Source organism: Streptomyces olivochromogenes (genome assembly GCF_021538895.1).
GTDB lineage: Bacteria > Actinomycetota > Actinomycetes > Streptomycetales > Streptomycetaceae > Streptomyces > Streptomyces olivochromogenes_A.
In genome coordinates this window covers 40036-57763 of the sequence record NZ_JADDRL010000034.1, presented here as the reverse complement: position 1 = coordinate 57763, position 17728 = coordinate 40036, and the positions used below count along the sequence as shown (strand labels likewise).

Annotated in this window: 13 protein-coding genes; 4 read left to right on the top strand and 9 right to left on the bottom strand. The window is 73.1% G+C overall.

Annotated features, from left to right (window positions below):
* Window positions 1-5: 5 nt before the first annotated feature.
* Window positions 6-1430, top strand: coding sequence for a PP2C family protein-serine/threonine phosphatase (locus tag IPZ69_RS19085; protein ID WP_235455354.1), 1425 nt, complete (start codon window positions 6-8; stop codon window positions 1428-1430).
* A 74-nt stretch (window positions 1431-1504) separates the two neighbouring features.
* On the opposite strand, the gene IPZ69_RS19080 is transcribed toward IPZ69_RS19085, so the two are convergent.
* Window positions 1505-3001: a DNA-binding protein NsdB gene (locus IPZ69_RS19080; RefSeq protein ID WP_235455353.1), complete on the bottom strand. Its 1497-nt coding sequence runs from the start codon at window positions 2999-3001 to the stop codon at window positions 1505-1507.
* A 257-nt stretch (window positions 3002-3258) separates the two neighbouring features.
* Between IPZ69_RS19080 and IPZ69_RS19075 the strand changes: the two genes are divergently transcribed.
* Together IPZ69_RS19075 and IPZ69_RS19070 are read left to right on the top strand one after the other, a co-directional pair.
* Window positions 3259-4398 carry an aminoglycoside phosphotransferase family protein gene (locus IPZ69_RS19075; RefSeq protein WP_235455352.1) on the top strand — a complete coding sequence of 380 codons (1140 nt, stop codon included), beginning with the start codon at window positions 3259-3261 and terminating at the stop codon, window positions 4396-4398.
* Window positions 4399-4694: 296 nt separating this feature from the next.
* Window positions 4695-6665, top strand: coding sequence for an N-acetylmuramoyl-L-alanine amidase (locus IPZ69_RS19070; RefSeq protein ID WP_235455351.1), 1971 nt, complete (start codon window positions 4695-4697; stop codon window positions 6663-6665).
* Between the two features lie 12 nt (window positions 6666-6677).
* Here the strand turns inward: IPZ69_RS19070 and IPZ69_RS19065 are convergent, their stop codons facing one another.
* The 8 genes from IPZ69_RS19065 to IPZ69_RS19030 all read right to left on the bottom strand — a co-directional run bounded on the left by IPZ69_RS19065 (window position 6678) and on the right by IPZ69_RS19030 (window position 15802).
* On the bottom strand, window positions 6678-7175 hold the full coding sequence (locus tag IPZ69_RS19065; RefSeq protein WP_235455350.1) for a hypothetical protein: 498 nt from the start codon (window positions 7173-7175) through the stop codon (window positions 6678-6680).
* Window positions 7176-7259: 84 nt separating this feature from the next.
* Window positions 7260-10181 carry an ATP-binding protein gene (locus tag IPZ69_RS19060; RefSeq protein WP_235455349.1) on the bottom strand — a complete coding sequence of 974 codons (2922 nt, stop codon included), beginning with the start codon at window positions 10179-10181 and terminating at the stop codon, window positions 7260-7262.
* A 200-nt stretch (window positions 10182-10381) separates the two neighbouring features.
* Window positions 10382-11284 carry a universal stress protein gene (locus IPZ69_RS19055; RefSeq protein ID WP_235455348.1) on the bottom strand — a complete coding sequence of 301 codons (903 nt, stop codon included), beginning with the start codon at window positions 11282-11284 and terminating at the stop codon, window positions 10382-10384.
* Between the two features lie 150 nt (window positions 11285-11434).
* Entirely contained in the window at window positions 11435-11677 is a 243-nt protein-coding gene (locus IPZ69_RS19050; RefSeq protein ID WP_235455347.1) for a DUF397 domain-containing protein, read from the bottom strand.
* A gap of 82 nt (window positions 11678-11759) precedes the next feature.
* A complete protein-coding gene (locus IPZ69_RS19045; protein ID WP_235455346.1) occupies window positions 11760-12926 on the bottom strand; it encodes a thiolase domain-containing protein in 1167 nt (388 codons plus the stop codon).
* On the bottom strand, window positions 12923-13993 hold the full coding sequence (locus IPZ69_RS19040; protein ID WP_235455345.1) for a thiolase domain-containing protein: 1071 nt from the start codon (window positions 13991-13993) through the stop codon (window positions 12923-12925). The genes IPZ69_RS19045 and IPZ69_RS19040 overlap by 4 nt, the downstream gene beginning before the upstream one ends.
* Window positions 13990-14979 carry a Zn-ribbon domain-containing OB-fold protein gene (locus IPZ69_RS19035; RefSeq protein ID WP_235455344.1) on the bottom strand — a complete coding sequence of 330 codons (990 nt, stop codon included), beginning with the start codon at window positions 14977-14979 and terminating at the stop codon, window positions 13990-13992. Before IPZ69_RS19035 ends, IPZ69_RS19040 begins: the two co-directional genes overlap by 4 nt.
* A 22-nt stretch (window positions 14980-15001) precedes the next feature.
* Complete coding sequence (locus IPZ69_RS19030; RefSeq protein WP_235455343.1) at window positions 15002-15802, bottom strand: crotonase/enoyl-CoA hydratase family protein; 801 nt, start codon at window positions 15800-15802, stop codon at window positions 15002-15004.
* Window positions 15803-15977: 175 nt separating this feature from the next.
* Here IPZ69_RS19030 and IPZ69_RS19025 point away from each other — a divergent pair, with 175 nt between their 5' ends.
* Complete coding sequence (locus IPZ69_RS19025; protein WP_235455342.1) at window positions 15978-17597, top strand: acyl-CoA synthetase; 1620 nt, start codon at window positions 15978-15980, stop codon at window positions 17595-17597.
* Window positions 17598-17728 lie beyond the last annotated feature (131 nt).

Genomic DNA, 17728 nt, shown 5'->3' with positions numbered 1-17728 from the left:
GCGTCATGCCGTCCCCCATTTCTGCGGACCGCCCAGCCCAGCCGCCCGGGCGCGGCTCGGTCGAGGCGTTGATATCGCAGGCGCGGCGGCTCAAGGGTGACGTGGACGCCGTACGGCGGGACGCGCGGAGCGACGACTCGGACCCCCGGGAACGCTGGCAGCGCGCGCTGTGCGAGCTGGCGCTGCACCAACTCAACGACCTCGACGAGCACTTGGCACAGCTGCGCGACGGCCCCCCGCCGGTCCCGCCCGCCCCGGCACCGCCGGCGGGCGGGACCGCCCCCGGCGGCCGGCCGAGCGGCTCGCTGCTCAGCCGGGTCGGCAGCGCCGAGTGGAACCTGCTGACGGACGAGGCCAGCTGGTCCGGGGAGCTCTACCAGATCCTCGGACTCGACCCGGCCGCGCCCCCGCTCACGCTCGACGAACTGCCGGCCCTGATCCTCGACGAGGACCGGCCGCGGCTGACGGCGATGGTGACGGACTGCCTCGTCGACGCCAAGCCGATCGACGGGGAGTTCCGCGTCCTGCGGCCCGACGGGCTGGTGCGGACCGTGCACATGATGGGCGAACCCGTGCTCGACGCCGACGGCGGCACCACCTCGATGTGGGCCGTGCTGCGCGACGTCACCGAACTGCGCCACCGCCGGCGGACGGTGCACGAAACCCGTGACTCCCTGCAGCGTCACCGGCAGCATATGCAGACGGAGCGCCGGCTCGCGGTCGAGCTGCAGGAAGCCGTGCTGCCCCCCTGGCGCGGCTCCCTGCGGCTCCCGCGCCGCGGACCGCAGACCCTCGACCTCGCGGCCCACTACCTGCCGGCCGCCACGACCACACTGATCGGCGGCGACTGGTACGACGCCCTCGAACTGTCCGACGGCGACACGCTCCTGAGCGTCGGCGACCTCACCGGCCACGGTGTCAGTGTCACCTCGGGCATGGCGATGCTGCTCGGCGCCGTGCGCGGCATGGCCATGGCCGGCAGTGGCCCCGGCCAACTGCTGGCCTGGCTCAACCAGTTACTCGACGCCACCGTGCAACCGGCCCTGGGCAGCGCCCTGTGCTGCCGCTACCGGCCCGCGACCCGCACCCTGACCTGGGCACAAGCAGGACACCCCGCCCCGCTGCTGTTCCGCGGCGGGACGGGGCGCGTGCTCACCTCACCGGACGGCGTCCTGCTCGGCGCGACCTCCGCCGCCGCCTACGGGCAGGCCGAAGTGACCCTCGAACCGGGCGACCTGCTCCTGCTGCACACCGACGGACTGGTGCCCGGGCAGGGCGGGACGGCGGCCGTAAACCGGCTCCTCGACCTGGCCGCGCGGTTCGGCACGGCGCGCACCGCACAGGACTGCGTGCGGACGGTCGTGGAGGAGTTCGGCGAGCGGGAGCGCGAGGACAACGCCTGCGTGCTCGTCGCCCAGGTGACTGCCTGAGAAGCCCAGGTAACTGCCTGAGAAGGTGAAGACGAAGGTGACGGTGTCGTGGAATCGACAGCGTCACAGGCCCCCTATGCCTGTGCGCTGTTGACGCCCCCGCCCTTGCTGATCTTGGGCAGGGCGAGCCTGATCTCCTCCCGCAGCTCGTTGATCTTCGGGTAGCTGGAGTATTCGGCGGTGAGCCGGTACATCTGACGCAGCCGGTCCCAGGTGCGGTGGGAGGAGTTCGATCCCATCGACACCAGGGCGAGGCGGGCGTACCGGTCCGCCTGTTCGGGGTCGTCCGCGATGAAGCAGGCGGACGCCATGGACAGGAAGTCGAAGATCTTCGACCGCTGCCGGCCGTCGATCCGCAGGGCCAGGGCCTTCTCCGCGTAGTGCTGTGCGTGCGCGGCCGCGCCCGGCTCGTACTCGGCCAGCGTGCGGTAGGCGAGGGCCTGCATGCCGTACAGGTCCTCCTCCTTGAAGGTCTGCATCCAACTCGGCGGCGGCACGTCGCCCTTGTCGGAGACGAAGAGGTCCTCCGCCTGTCCGAGGGTGCGGCGCATCGCCTGGCCCTTGCCCATCGACGCCTGCGCCCAGGCCTCGATGGTGTAGAGCATCGCCCGGGTGCGCGGCAGCACCTCGTCGCCCGAACCGGACCTGGCGAGCTTCATGAGATCGAGTGCGTCGTCGGGCCGGCCGAGGTGCACCATCTGGCGAGCCGCTCTGGAGAGCGCCTCCCCGGCGCGCGGCCGGTCGCCGCCCTCACGGGCCGCGTGGGCGGCGATGACGAAGTACTTCTGGGCCGTGGGTTCCAGGCCGACGTCGTGCGACATCCAGCCCGCGAGGACGGCGAGGTTGGCGGCGACGCCCCACAGGCGCCGCTGGAGATGGTCGGGATGACGGTAGGCGAGCATGCCGCCCACCTCGTTGAGCTGGCCCACCACCGCCTTGCGCTGCAGCCCGCCACCGCGGGCCGCGTCCCAGGCTCGGAACACCTCGACCGAGCGCTCCAGCTCCTCGATCTCCTGCGATCCGATGGGGGCGGCCTCGTAGCGGTCGAACCCAGCGGGGTCGGCGTGCAGGGGGTCGTCGAGGACAGGGGCGTCGGCCCTGAGGGTGGGGTCGGAGTGCAACCAGTCGTACATGGCGTTGCTGAGTGCGGATCCCGCGGCGAGCGCGGCACCCGCGCCCACCAAGCCGCGTCGGTTGAGCATGAGGTCCATTCCCGTGAATTCGGTGAGGACCGCGGCGGTACGTTCGGGCGCCCACGGCACACCGTCGGGAGGTTCCGCATTCCCGCCGCCCTGCCGTTTCCCCGTACGCCCGTGTCGTACCAGACCTAGATCCTCGATGGTCACGACACGGCCGAGACGCTCGGTGAACAGAGCCGCCAGCACCCGCGGCACCGGATCGCGCGGGATCTCTCCCATGTCGATCCACCGCCGCACCCGCGAGGTGTCGGTCGACAGCTGGGGGTGACCCATGGCCGTCGCCTGCTTGTTGACCAGCCTCGCGAGTTCGCCCTTGGACCAGCCGGCCAGGCCGAACAGGTCGGCGAGCCGGGTGTTGGGTTGTCCGCTCACATCAAGCCCCCAGGTTCTCGGCTGAGTTGACAGTAGCCCGCTGAGAGTTGCCGGGCGACTATTCGCCACGGTTCGCCAGGGTGCGCCAGATGGTGTGCCAGTGGACATCGGGTGTCAGGTAGGAACGCGCCACCCCGACCCGGTCGCCCCTTGATGTGACGGGTGCATTCCCCAGGGTGCACCCGGGCGTCCGGGCCGGGTGGGCGCCTGGTTGTACAGGCAGGCACTGCAGGCACACGAAGGGATCTGTTTCGCCCATGTACGCAGCATCGTCCTCCGTGTCCGCCCCGCCCCGGTCGCTGCGCCCCCGCCCGGCGGGCAGCGGACCGTATCTCGACCCCGCGCGTCCGGGGCCCCCCGTACTGGGTGCGGGCCGGCCGCGGCGTGCCGCGGGGCTCGGCACCCAACCGCTCAGCGGGAGACTCGACTTGTCCGGCCCCCAGGGCGCGCAGCTCCGCACGGCGATCGCCGCGGTGCACCGGATCTGCCCGGAGTTCGCTCCGGTGCAGGTACTGCGCCGCAGCGGGCGGTCCGTGCTCCTGGTCGGGACGACCGGGCGCAGCACGGCCGTCGCGAAATGTCTGCTGGACCACTCGCCCGCGTGGGCCGAGCGGTACCGGCACGAGATAGCCGCATATCGGTCGTTCGTCCGGCACCGCCCGCCGGTGCGGGCACCGCGGCTGATCGCGGCGGACCCGGACAACTGCACCCTGGTGGTCGAGCGCATGCCGGGCCGGGTGGCGGCGTTCCAGCGCCACCCCGTGGAGGCCCCGCCGCGCGCGGACATCCGGGCGGCGCTCGGCGCGATCTGCCGGCTGAACGCCTGGCGGCCTCCGGCGGGCACCTTCGACGCCCCGCTGGACTACGCGGCCCGTATCTCCCGGTACCACGATCTGGGCCTGCTCACCGACCGGGACATGGGCGACCTGCAGAAGCTGCTGCACGGTATCGCCCATGCCGCGGGGCGCCAGGGGATGGGCCAGTTCTGCCACGGCGACGCCCTGCTCTCGAACATCCTGCTCTCACCGGCCGGTCCAGTGCTGGTGGACTGGGAGCACGCGGGCTGGTACCTGCCGGGCTACGACCTGGCCACGCTGTGGACGGTCCTCGGGGACGCGCCGGTGGCACGGCGGCAGATCAGCCAGATCGCGCAGTCGGCGGGCCCGGCCTCACGGGATGCCTTCCTGGTGAACCTGATGCTCGTCCTCACCCGGGAGATCCGTACGTACGAGACGGCCGTGCAGCGCTCGATGCACGACGCGACCCCGGCGGCATCGGGAGTGGCCCACCCGGGTGCTGCGCCGTCCGGCGAGGAACAGCGGCTGCTGCTCAGGCGGCTGCACGACGACTGCCAGCTGGCCCGCAGGGCCGTGCGCGCGGCGGTCGGCACTCGCTGACGGGGACGTCGGTCCGCGGTGCGCCTGAGCGGCGTGCCGCGGACCTCGCGTGTGCGCGGGCCCGTCGGCGGCCGCCCACCGGTGGACGCCACCCAGTCGATGAACGCCGTCCATTGGTGTACGCCATTGACGCCCCGCAGGCCCGCGCGCCGCCCTGGCGAAACTCGCCGAACCCCTGTGTGACATGGGAAATCGCCTGTGCCCGGGCATCATTGACGGATCGTCGGCAAGCCGGTACCACTGACCCAGCTCGGCGCCGCACGCCCCGCCACGCCCGCCCGTCACAGGAGGCCGCATTGCGAGGATCCGCCACCGACCCGACGTCGACGCCAGGCAGCAGACGAACCCGGAGGGCGGCCGGTGCCGTGGCCGGCGCGGTCCTGATCCTGCCGCTGCTGGGCGCCGCCCCCTCCCCCACCGCCGGCGAGTCCTCCGCGGGCACCCTGCAACAGGCGTTCGCCTCCGCCGCGGCCGAGTACCACGTGCCGCAGAGCGTTCTGCTGGCCGTCTCCTACCTCCAGTCCCGTTGGGACACGCACGCCGGGGCGCCCAGCGTGACCGGCGGCTACGGCCCGATGCACCTCACGGACGCGCGCACCGCGCTCGCCACGACCGAGCACCTGGCCGAGGGCACCGAGGACGCCCGCGGCGACAGCGCCCGCGCGGCCCGGCACCCGGGCGTCCGGGTGCCGGCGAACTCCGCGCTCCCGGCCCGCCTCAGGACCCTGCCGAGAGCGGCCGAGCTGTCCGGGATGCCGGCCGAGCGGCTGCGTACCGACCCCGGGGCCAATGTGGCCGGCGGGGCCGCCCTGCTCGCCGCCGCCCAGAAGGACCTGCGCGAGCCGCTCAGCTCCGACCCGGCCGACTGGTACGGCGCGGTGGCCCGCTTCTCCGGCGCGGACGACACGGCGACCGCTGCGGCGTACGCCGACGACGTGTACGACGTGCTGCGCACCGGTGAGGAGCGCACCACGGACGCGGGGCAGCGGGTCGCGCTGCCCGGCCGGCCCCACCTGAGCGCGAACACCGCGCAGCTGCGGCGCACGGGTCTGCGCACGGTGCCCGCCGGCGACACCGAGTGTCCCGAGAAGGTGTCCTGCCAGTGGATCCCGGCCCCGTACGCGGAGTTCGGGGACAACGACTACGGCAACCACGACCTCGGCGACCGGCCGGCGTCGCAGAGCATCAAGTACATCGTCGTCCACGACACGGAGGGCACCTGGGACGGCGTCCTGAAGCTGGTGCAGGACCCCACCTATGTGTCGTGGAACTACACGATCCGCTCCACCGACGGTCTGATCGCCCAGCACGTCAAGGCGAAGGACGTGGCCTGGCACGCGGGCAACTGGTACATCAACGCGAAGTCGGTCGGCATCGAGCACGAGGGCTTCCTGGCCTCGCCGGACGCCTGGTACACGGAGGCGATGTACCGGTCGTCGGCACGGCTGGTGAAGTACCTCGCCAAGGAGTACGGCGTCCCGCTGGACCGGCAGCACATCCTCGGCCACGACAACGTGCCGGGCCCGACCACGTCGACGATCCCCGGCATGCACACCGACCCGGGCCCCTACTGGGACTGGCGGCACTACTTCGAGCTGCTGGGCCACCCCTTCAAGCGCACCGCGGGCAAGAAGGGCGGGCTGGTGACGATCCGGCCGGACTACGCGGCGAACCAGCCGGAGTACACCGGCTGCACCGCCAAGGGCGAGCCCTGCGCGGCGCACGGCTCCAGCGAGGTGCGGCTGTACTCCGACCACGACCAGAACTCCGCCCTGATCAAGGACATCGGACTGGGCACCGCCCCCACCACCGGGGTGAACGACCTGTCCTCGCGGGTCTCCACCGGGCAGCAGTTCGCGGTCGCGGACCGCTGGGGCGGCTGGACGGCCATCTGGTACCTGGGCCAGAAGGCCTGGTTCCTCAACCCGAAGCACGAGCCGACGGCGGTCAACGCGTCCGGGCGGGTGATCACGCCCAAGGAGGGCCTGGCCGCCATTCCGGTGTACGGGCGCGCGTACCCGGAGAAGACGGCCTATCCCGCCGGGGTGCCGGCCCAGTCGGTGGTACCGCTGCCGTACACCGCGTTGGCGGGCCAGAAGTACGTGGTTGGTGACGAGGTGCCGGGCGAGTACTACTACGCGGTCACCTTCACCACCGACTCGCACCGGGTCGTGGCCGGCACGGACCTGTACTACGAGATCCAGTACGGCCACCGGGTGGCGTTCGTGCGCGCGGCGGACGTCGATGTGGAGCCGTCGGACCGATAGCCGCGGCGGGGATCAGCCCTGCTGGAACAGCTCCGCCGGGAGCGGCTTCAGCAGGGCGTACAGGTCGTCCGTGATGGGGCGGTCCCAGGCCGCGATGGTGACCAGGACGCCGTCGCTGCGGTCGAACTGGACGCAGGCGATCCGGCTCTCGGAGAGCTTCAGGCGCCGCACGATCAGGAGGTTGTCACCCTGGAGGACCGGCATGTCCTCGGTCTCGGTGACGGTCACCTCCTCGTCGTTCTCCAGCGCCAGCAGCAGCTGGGCCACCTCGAAGGGGACCTCGCCCTCGGTGACCTCGCGGGCCGGGGAGCCCTCCGGCAGATTGCCGATGATCATGGCGGGGCCGCGGCCGCCGAACAGGTCGTAGCGCAGGAAAACGCCCTGGCAGGTGCCGTCGGGGGCGGGCAGCAGCCCCGCGCCCAGATTGCCGGGCCAGTCGCCCGGGTCCATGGCCAGTACGTCGAAGTCTGGCCCGGCGGGAGTGGCGCTGCGGCGGCGGAGGAACGACATGCCGCCATGGTACGTGTCCGGGCGTAATCGGCGACGTGTGGGCGACGGGTGGGCGGGCGCCGGCCACCGCCGTCCGCCGTGTCGCTAGTCCGGCAGGTCCGGCTGGTCCGGTGCTCTCTCCCCCAGCGCCGCCGCCAGTCCCGAGGCGTCGGTGCCCAGCTTGCGATACACGGCCGACAAGAGGTGGACGACGGTCTGCTCGTCGGTGTGGAGTTCCGCGGCGGTCTCCGCCTCGGTGCGGCCGTGGGCGGTGAGGGCGGCGGCCATGCGTTCGCGGGTGGTGAGCGTGTCGGTCCCGGCGTCGTGCAGCCGGCGCGGGCGCAGTCCGGCGGCGGCGAGTTCGGCGCGGGCCGTGTCGACCAGACCGTCGGCGCCGCACTGGAGGGCCGTGTCGAGGCCCCGGTAGAGGTGGTCGCCGGCCTCTTTGGGGCGGCCGGCCCGGCGCAGCTCGGTGCCCAGGGCGACCAGTGCGCAGGCGAGCTCGTAGGCGGCCGGGGAGCGCTCCAGGTGGGCGACGGACTCTTCGAGGTACTTGACGCGGGCCGAGCCGGAGGAGACCTCCGCGGCCGCGCGCAGGGCCTGTCCGATCGTGGACGGGGCGCCGAACTGGCGGGCGCGGCCCACCGCTTCGAGGGCGGTGGCCAGGGCCCGTTCGGGGGCCTCGTGGTTCTCGGCGCGGGCGAGGTGGATCTGCCAGGGGCACCAGGCGGGGTTGCGGATGCCCCGCGCGTCGAGGCGGCGCCCGACGGCGGAGAGCTGGGCGGCCGCCGCCTCGGTGAGGCCGCGGGCGAGGAGCAGCTCGCCGTACACCGTCTGGGCGTCGGGGAAGACGACGGCGGCCGGGAAGGGCTCCCCGAAGCAGAAGTCGTCGGCGGTCCGGGTCGCCTCCGCGAGCCGGCCCCTCGCCAGCAGGACCTCGATCAGGATGCCGACGGCGTACCAGTGGGCGGGGGTGCCGGGCCCGACCCGTTCGGCGAGCCTGAGGCCCGCACGGACGAAGTCCTCGGCCTCGGCGAGCCGCCCGCGCCGGTAGCGGACGTAGGCGAGGAGGGTGTACGCGAAGGAGAGGTGGGCGCCGCGCCAGCCCTGTTTCTCGTAGTCGGCGATCCCGGCGGCGAACAGTTCCTCGGTGCGGCCCGGCCGGTCGGCGTACATGAAGGCGAGGGAGACCAGGACGGGCACCTCGAAGCCGCGGTCGGGCTCCGCCCAGCGCAGGCCGCCGGCGAGGGCGCGCTCGGCGTGGTGCAGGGCGACCGGGGCGGGCTCGCCGCGCTGGATCGCGTCCCAGGTGCGCAGCCCGATGATGTAGCGCTCGGTGAGGTCGCGGCCCTTGAGGCGGTCGGCGAGCCGGCCGAGGCGGCGGGAGCGGGAGGGGTGGTCGGGTTCGTCGGCGCGGAAGGCGTCCCACATGAACTGCTCGGCGACCATGCGCAGCCTGACCCGTGCGTCCCCGGTGAGGCGGATCTCGTGGGCGAGGGTGTCGGAGGCCTCGGCGAGCCGGTCGCTGTGGGCGAGGACCTGGGAGAGCCGGTAGACGATGTGGTGGCGCAGCTCGGGGTCGGCGATGGGCTCTTCGAGGGCGGCGCGCAGGTGGTTGACGGTGGTGGCGGGTTCGGTGAGCAGGGAGGCGCAGCCCAGTTCGTACAGGACGGCGGCCCGGTCCTTGGGGGCCGGGGGTTCGCGCAGGGCGCGGGCGAGGCAGTCGCGGGCCGTGTCGGGGGCGCCGGCGCGCAGGGTCTCGCCAGCGGCGGCGCGCAGTTGCTGCACGACCCAGGCGTCGCCCTCGGGGTGGGTCTCCAGGAGGTGGCGGGCCGCGGCGGAGGGGCCCTGCCCGTCGTCGATCACGCACCAGGCGGCCTGGCCGTGCAGGGCGACGCGGACGCCGGGCGGGATGGCGCGGTAGACGGCGGTGGCGATCAGCGGGTGGATGAATTCCAGGGTGCCCTCGGCGGTCACCGCGCCGGTGAGGATGCGGGCGCCGCGCAGCGCGTCGGCGGCGTCGGCGGCCTCCTCGGGGCCGAGTCCGGCGACGGCGGCGGCGAGCCGCTGCTGGATCTCCGTGCCGAGGACGGCGCACGCCCAGGCGAAGCGGACGGTGGAGGTGCCGAGGCGTTCGAGCCGGGCGATCAGGCCGCTGCCCTTGACGGCGGCGGCGAGGTCGCGGAGCAGGCGGGCGCCGGCCTCGTTGGGGGTGAGGCCGCGGTCGCGCACCTTGGCGGTCAGCTCGACGGTCTCGAAGGGGTTGCCGGCGGTGACGGCCCAGCATTCGCGGCAGAACGCGTCGTCGGCGTGCGTGCCGAGGGACTCCCGCACGAGGCGGGCGACGGCTGAGGCGCTGAGGGGTTCCAGACCGAGGGGGCGTCCGCCCGCGCGTCCGGGCAGTCCGCGCAACGACTCGGCGTGGTCGGGGAGTTCGTCGGGCCGGTAGGCGACGACGAGCAGCAGCGGGAGTTCCTCGGCGCGGGGCGCGAACGCGGCGAGCCAGTGCAGGGATTCGGGGTCGGCCCAGTGGGCGTCGTCGAGGACGAGGACCATCGGGGCGCGGCGCACGGCGAGATGGGTGAGGACCCAGTCGAGGCCGTCGCGCAGGCCCTGTTGGTCGGGCGGGGCGCCCTCGGTGGGGGCGCACAGGCCGAGGGCGGGGCCGACGATGTCGTACCAACTGCCCAGCGCGGAGCGCAGTTCGGTCTCCGGTACGCCGGCCAGCTGCGGCTGCAGGAGCTGGCGGGCGACGTGGAAGGCGACGCGCTGTTCCTGGTCGCCGCCGCGGGCGGACAGCACGGTGCAGCCCAGGGCGCCGGCGCGGCGGCGGACTTCGGCCAGCAGGGTCGTCTTGCCGATCCCGGCGCGCCCGGCGAACGCGAGCAGCCCGCCGCCCGGCGGGCCACCGGCTTCGGCTCCGTCCGCGCGCAGGCTGGTGAGCTCGCCCAACACCTCGTCCACGGTCGCGAGTTCGCTCTCGCGCTCGAAGAGGGTCTTACGGCTCCGTACGATCCGCTGTCCCATCACGCACCCCCCGCCACGGTGCCGTGCCCGCACGGGGAGCAGGCGCGTACCGTGACCGTCAGGCACCTCAGCGTACGCCTCCCGGAGCCCGTGCGGGGCGGCGAGGTCCGGGTTGCCACCGGTCCGGGGGACACCACGGTTCCGGCACGTCCGCACCGGTGTCCGGCCCGTGGTGTTCGGGGAGTTCGGCGGCGCCGGTCTCAGTCCCCCGAGGGGGCCGGCGGGACCACGGCGACGGGGCTCGCCGCGTGCAGCAGGACGGCCTGGGTGACGGAGCCCATCATGCGGGCGGGCGCGAGGAGGCGCCGGCGGTGGCGGCCGACGACGACCAGTTCGGCGTCCCGGGAGGCGGCGACGAGGTTGCCGGCCGCGTCGCCGGGCAATGCGTGGGCCTCGCAGCGGACATCGGGGTGCCGGGTGCGGTGCGGATCGAGGAAGCCCTCGGCGAGGGCCCGGGTCTCGGTCTCGACGGCGTTCTGGTCGATGGGCGGCGGGATCACCTCGCCGGGCGCGGCCAGGCCGGTCACCGGCCAGCGGTAGGCGGCGATCACCTGGAGGCGGGCGCCGCGCAGGGCGGCCTCGTCGGCGGCGAAGGCGAGGGTGGCCTCGTCCGGGCTGTCCACGTCGACGCCGACGACGACCCGGGGTCCGGGCTCGCCCGGTGCCTCGCCGTGAACCTCGCGGCCGGGCCGGGGCACCACGACGACGGGGCAGGCGGCGTCGCGCGCGGCGGCCAGGCCGCTGGAGCCGAGCAGCAGGCTGGCGAAGCCGCCGCGTCCCCGGGAGCCCAGCACCAACAGCTGTGCGTCGGCGCCCTGTTCGGGCAGGACGGCGCTCGGCGCCCCCGCCAGGGCGGCGTAGCCGACGGTCACCCGCTCGGTGCGGCCCTCCAGATGGGCGCGCACCTGTTCGCGCACGGGGTCGTCCTTCGGTTCGGCCGGCCCGGCGACCAGGATGTCGGGCTCCGCCCAGGCGGCGTACGGCCGTACGTTCACCACGCGCAGCGGGGCCCTTCGCCGGCGGGCGGCGTCGAGGGCCCAGTCAAGGGCGCGCAGGCTGTCGTCCGAACCGTCGACCGCGGCGACGACCGGCCATGTGCTCATGGTCCCTCACCTCCGGAACACGACCTTGCCTCTGCTGGGGCCAGCCTCGCTCAGGCACCGGCCCCAGGAGGCCCTGCTCGTCGCGTGTCCGTGAATCAGGGAGGAACACCCACCGGTTCGGCTCGCCGGCGCGGCCTTGGCGCCGGGGGCTCAGGTCAGGTCGAACTCCCCTTCCCGCGCGCCGGACACGAACGCACCCCACTCCGGGGGGGTGAAGATCAGGGCGGGGCTCTGTGGGCTGCCGCTGTTGCGCATCGCGATGAATCCCTCGACAAAGGCGATCTGGACATCCCCCAGGCCTCGGCTGCTGGACTGCCAGTCGGCGTTGCTGAGGTCCAGCTCCGGCTTGTCCCAGCCCACGAGCGGCTTCTGCTGGGTGGTGCTCTCGGCCACGTCCGTGCTCCTCCCGATTCGTCGTCCGCGGCCAGCCTAGCGACCGGTCCCGACGGCCGACAGGCCACGTCGGGAGGACCTTTCAGGAGTCGGGCGGTGTGGCCCCGACGAGCCACATGGAGAAGAACTGCGAGCCGCCGCCGTAGGCGTGCCCGAGGACCTTCCGGGCCCGCTCCACCTGGTGCTCTCCGGCGAGCCCGCGCGCCTGGAGCGCGGCCTCCGCGAAGCGGATCATGCCGGAGGCGCCGATGGGGTTGGTGGACAGCACCCCGCCCGACATGTTGACGGGCAGGTCGCCGTCGAGCTCGGTCACCCCGGACTCGGTGAGCTTCCAGCCCTCGCCCTCCTCGGCGAAGCCGAGGTTCTCCAGCCACATCGGCTCGTACCAGGAGAACGGCACGTACATCTCGACGGCGTCGATGTCCCGGCGCGGGTCGGCGATGCCGGCCTGCCGGTAGACGTCGGCGGCGCAGTCCTTGCCGGCCTGCGGCGACACGAAGTCCTTCCCGGCGAACAGGGTGGGCTCGCTGCGCATGGCGCCGCCCAGCATCCAGGCGGGGCGCCGCGGCGCGCGGGCCGCTCCGGCGCGGTCGGTGAGGACCATCGCGCAGGCGCCGTCGGAGGACGGGCAGGTCTCCGAGTAGCGGATGGGGTCCCACAGCATCGGGGAGGCCTGGACCTTCTCCAGGGTGATGTCGTGCTCGTGGAGGTGGGCGTAGGGGTTCTTCAGGGCGTTGCGCCGGTCCTTGTAGGCGACCAGGGAGCCGACCGTGTCGGGGGCGCCGCTGCGCCGCATGTAGGCGCGCACGTGCGGGGCGAAGAAGCCGCCGGCGCCCGCGAGCAGCGGCTGCTGGAAGGGGATGGGCAGGGACAGGCCCCACATGGCGTTGGACTCGGACTGTTTTTCGAAGGCGAGGGTGAGGACCGTGCCGTGGACGCGGGCCGCGACGAGGTTGGCCGCGACCAGCGCGGTGGACCCGCCGACCGAGCCCGCCGTGTGCACCCGCAGCATGGGCTTGCCGACCGCGCCGAGGGCGTCGGCGAGGTACAGCTCGGGCATCATGACGCCCTCGAAGAAGTCGGGCGCCTTGCCGATGACGACGGCGTCGATGTCGGCCCAGGTCAGCTCGGCGTCGGCGAGTGCCCGTGCGGCCGCCTCCCGGACGAGCCCGGCAATCGACACGTCCCGGCGGGCCGCGACGTGCTTGGTCTGGCCGATTCCCACGACGGCCACGGGTTCCTTGCTCATCGCGGATCCCCTTCGAGTACGGCGACCAGGTTCTGTTGCAGGCACGGGCCGGAGGTGGCGTGGGCGAGCGCCCGGTCGGACTCGCCCCGGTGGATGCGGGCGGCGGCCTCGCCGATCCGGATCAGCCCCGCGGCCATGATCGGGTTGGCGGCGAGGGCGCCGCCGGACGGGTTGACGCGCACGTCGTCACCGAGCCGGAGCGCCTTGCGCAGGACGACCTCCTGCGAGCTGAACGGCGCGTGCAACTCGGCGGTGTCGACCGGCCCTTCGAAGGCACCGGCCCGTTCGGCGGCGAGCCGGGCGGAGGGCGAGTCGGTCAGGTCACGCACGCCGAGGCCGTGCGCCTCGATGCGGTGGTCGATGCCCCGGATCCAGGCGGGCCGCGCGCACAGCTCACGGGCCCGTTCCCCGGCGGCGAGGACGACGGCGGCGGCGCCGTCGCCGATGGGCGGGCAGTCGCCGGTGCGCAGGGGCCGTACGAGATAGTCGCCCTGTGGCACCGGACCGCGCAGCTGGGCATGGGAGTTGGCGGACGCGTCCGCGCGGCTGCGGGCGGCCACCGCGGCGAGGGCGGGCTCGTCGGTGTCGCCCGCGTCCATGAGGGCTTGGGCCTGCAGGGCGGCCAGCGCGACGGAGTCCGGCCACAGCGGCGCCACGTAGTACGGGTCGAGCTGCCGGGTCAGGACGTCGCGCACGGAGCCGGGCGAGGACTTGCCGTACGCGTAGACGAGCGCGGTGTCCGCGTCCCCGGTGAGCAGCTTGGTCCACGCCTCGTACAGCGCCCACGCGCCGTCCATCTCCACGTGCGACTCGGAGATCGGCGGCCAGGCGCCGACGCCGTCGAGGGCGAGGGTGAAGGAGAAGGCCCGGCCGGCGAGGTAGTCGCTGGAGCCGGAGCAGGTGAAGCCGATGTCGGCGGTCCGCAGGCCGGTCTGCCCGAGGACGTTGTGCAGCACCGGCATGAGCATCTCCACCTCGGAGAACTCGTCGCTGGTGCGCCGGTGGTCGGTCTGGGCGAAGGCGACGACGGCGATCTCGCGGCGCGCCGGTGCTTCTTCCCGGGTCACAGCAGCTCCTTGTACGTCTCGTAGTCCGCGTCGGGCTCACCGCAAGGCCGGTAGTGGTCGGGGTAGCGGGCCCCGTCGGTCCACACCGGTTCGACGCGCAGGCCCATGCGCACCTGGTCGTAGGGGATGCCGCCGATGCGGCCGTGCAGCGCGAGGCCCGCGCCGTCGAGGGCGATGTGCGCGTAGACGTACGGCACCTCGATGTCCAGGTTCTTCGCCTTGATGTTGACGATGCAGAAGGTGGTGACCGTGCCGCGGGGACCCACCTCGACCTGTTCGGCTGTGGCGAGACCACATGTGGGGCACGCACCCCTCGGCGGGACGTACACCTTCCGGCAGGACGGGCAGCGCTCGCCGACCGTGCGCCGGCCGGAGAGGGCGTTGATGTAGGCGGTCTGGGCGCGGCCGGGCGAGTAGGTGTAGTCGAGCCGGGCCGGGGCGACGATCCCGCTGATCGCGTCCTCGAACTCGCCGCTGTGGCGGGCGCCCGCGGCTGCCCCGCCCGCGTGCTCCCCCCTGCCCACGCGCGCGTCCTCGCCCGCGCCCTCGCCCTCGTACGGTTCGAAGCAGGCGATGTCCGTGATGGCGCCGGCGCGCTCCTCGGCCCAACGGACGCGCACGCGCATGCCGGTGCGCACAGCCTCGGGGCCCGGGGCGTCCAGGGCGTGCAGCAGGGCGGTGTCGGCGCCGTCGAACCGGACCAGGACCCACGCGAAGGGGCTGGTCAGCGGCTGGCCGCGGCGGGGTTCGTGGTTCCAGGCCCAGGTGGTGACGGTGCCGGTGGGGGCGACCTCGACGAGATCGCGGAGTTCCTCGGCGGTGACCGGGTCGTACTCGACGGGCGGGACGAGCGTACGGCCGTCGCGGGTGCGCACCCCGAGGACGACGCGCTCGCGCAGCCCGGTCAGGAAGGCGCTCTGGACCGGGCCGACGGAGCGGGTGAAGGGGAACTCGACGACCAGCGGGGCTTTGAGGACTTCGGGCATCGCGGCTCTCTCCTTGTGCGGGTCAGGCGCGCTTGTAGACGGGGGGCCGCTTCTCCGCGAAGGCGCGGGCCCCCTCCTTGGCGTCCGCGGTGTCGAACACCGGCCAGCCGCGTCCCAGTTCGGCCGCGAGGCCGTCGGTCTCGGTCAGCTCGGCGGTCTCGTACACCGACGCCTTGACGGCCTCGACGGCCAGCGGGCCGCAGGCGTTGATCTGCTCGGCGATCTCCAGGGCCTTGGCGACCGCGTCGCCGTCGGTGACGACATGGCCGATCAGCCCGATGTCCGCGGCCTCGCGGGCGCTGTACGGCCGTCCGGTCAGCAGCATCTCCAGGGCGTGGGTGCGCGGGATCTGGCGTTGCAGCCGGACGGTGGAGCCGCCGATCGGGAACAGCCCGCGCCGCACCTCGAACAGACCGAAGGTCGCGGACTCGCCCGCGACCCGGATGTCGGTGCCCTGAAGGATCTCGGTGCCGCCCGCGACGCAGTACCCCTCGACGGCGGCGATCACCGGTTTGCGGGGCCGGTGGTGGCGCAGCATCGCCTTCCAGTGCAGGTCGGGATCGGCCTTGAGCCGGTCGCGGTAGTGTTCGCCCGCCATCCCGTCGCCCGCCAGCGCCTTGAGGTCCATCCCGGCGCAGAAGGCGCCGCCGGCGCCGGTGAGCACGATCGAGCGGACCGTGTCGTCCTCGTCGGCCTCGATCCAGCCGTCGTAGAGGCCGACGAGCATCGGCAGCGAGAGCGCGTTCTTGGCTTCGGGCCTGTTGAGCGTGAGTACGAGTGTGGCGCCCTCGCGCCGCACGGTGAGGTGTTCCGTCCCACCCATGACCGTCTCCCCTCTGACAGAACGAGAACAGGTTGCAGTAGGCGGGGGAGCACTTCAAGGGTTTTCTGACAGGCAGTCAGATTTCTTCGCGCGGACTCTTCACAGTTGCCGTGCCCTTTGCTCTGATGACCGGCGAACCGTCGGATACCAGGCACGCCCGGGGTCAGGAGGAGCGGTGGAGTACAACCTTGCCGACCTGTTCGAGTCGGTCGTCGACGCGGTCCCGGACCGCGAGGCGCTCGTGTACCTCGACCACCCCGGCACGGGCGCGGAGCGCCGGCTGACGTACGCGGAGCTCGACGCGGCCGCGAACCGCATCGGCCACCATCTGATCGACAGCGGGATCCGGCCCGGCGAGCACCTCGGGCTCCACCTCTACAACGGGGTCGAGTACCTGCAGACGGTGCTCGGCTGCCTGAAGGCGCGGGTCGTGCCGGTCAACGTCAACTACCGCTACGTCGAAGAGGAGTTGGTGTACCTCTACCGGGACGCCGACCTGGCGGCCCTGGTCTTCGACGCGGAGTTCACGGACCGGGTGGCCGCGGCGCTGCCGCGTACGGAGAAGCTGCGGCACCTGGTGCGGGTGGGGACCGCCCGGTCCGGGGCGGCGGAGGTGACCGCCGTGGACTTCGCCGCGGCCGAGGCGGCGGGGTCACCGGGGCGGGGCTTTCCGGCACGGTCGGCGGACGACCAGTTCATCATCTACACCGGCGGTACGACCGGGATGCCCAAGGGTGTGATGTGGCGCCAGGAGGACCTGTTCTTCGCGGGTCTGGGGGGCGGGGCACCGACCGGGGAGCCCGTACAGAAGCCGGAGGAGCTGGCCGAGCGGGTCGCGGCCGGCGGCTCGGGGATCACCTTCTTCCCCACTCCCCCGCTGATGCACGGCACCTCCACCCTGACCGCGTTCATCGCCTTCAACTTCGGGCAACGGGTCGTGCTCCACCGCAAGTTCGTGCCCGAGGAGGTGCTGCGGACGATCGAGAGGGAGAAGGTCACCAGTGTGTCGCTGGTGGGCGACGCGATGCTGCGGCCGCTGATCGACGCGCTGAACGGGCCGCTGAAGGGCACGGACTGCTCCTCGATGTTCAGCGTGTCCTCGTCGGGCGCGATCATGTCGGAGACCGTGCGCAGGCAGTTCCGTGAGCTGGTCCCGAACGCCCTGCTGCTCAACAACTTCGGCTCCTCCGAGTCCGGGTTCAACGGCACGGCGACGGACGACTCCGGTCCCGAGCGCGGCTTCCGGATCCGCGTCAACTTCCGTACCCGGGTGGTGGATCCGGCCACCCACGAGCCGGTCGCCGTGGGGGAGATCGGCCGGGTCGCCCAGTGCGGCAACGTGCCGCTCGGCTACTACAACGACCCGAAGAAGACCGCGGAGACCTTCTTCGAGAGGGACGGCAGGCGCTGGGTACTCCTCGGCGACATGGCGACCGTCGACGAGGAGGGCGTCGTCACCGTCCTGGGGCGCGGTTCGCAGTGCATCAACACCGGGGGCGAGAAGGTCTACCCGGAGGAGGTCGAGCAGGCGCTCAAGTCCCATCCGGACGTGTACGACGCGCTGGTGGCCGGGGTCCCGGACGCGAAGTGGGGCAACCACGTCGCGGCGGTCGTCCAACTGCGCGCGGGCGCGGACCGGCTCTCCCTCACCGACATCCAGAACCACTGCCGCGCGCATCTGGCCGGGTACAAGATTCCCCGTCAGCTCGTGCTCACCGAGACCATCCAGCGGTCGCCGAGCGGCAAGGCGGACTACCGGTGGGCGCGGGACGTGGCCCTGTCGGCGGACCGGTAGACCGGCGGGCCCTTGGTTCGGCGGACCGGTAGCTCGACGGGCCGGTGGGACGGCGGGCCGGTGCATCGGCCGCGCGCCAGGGAGCTCGGCGTACTCTGTGCGCACGTCCGGCCCTTTGTTGAACAAGCAGT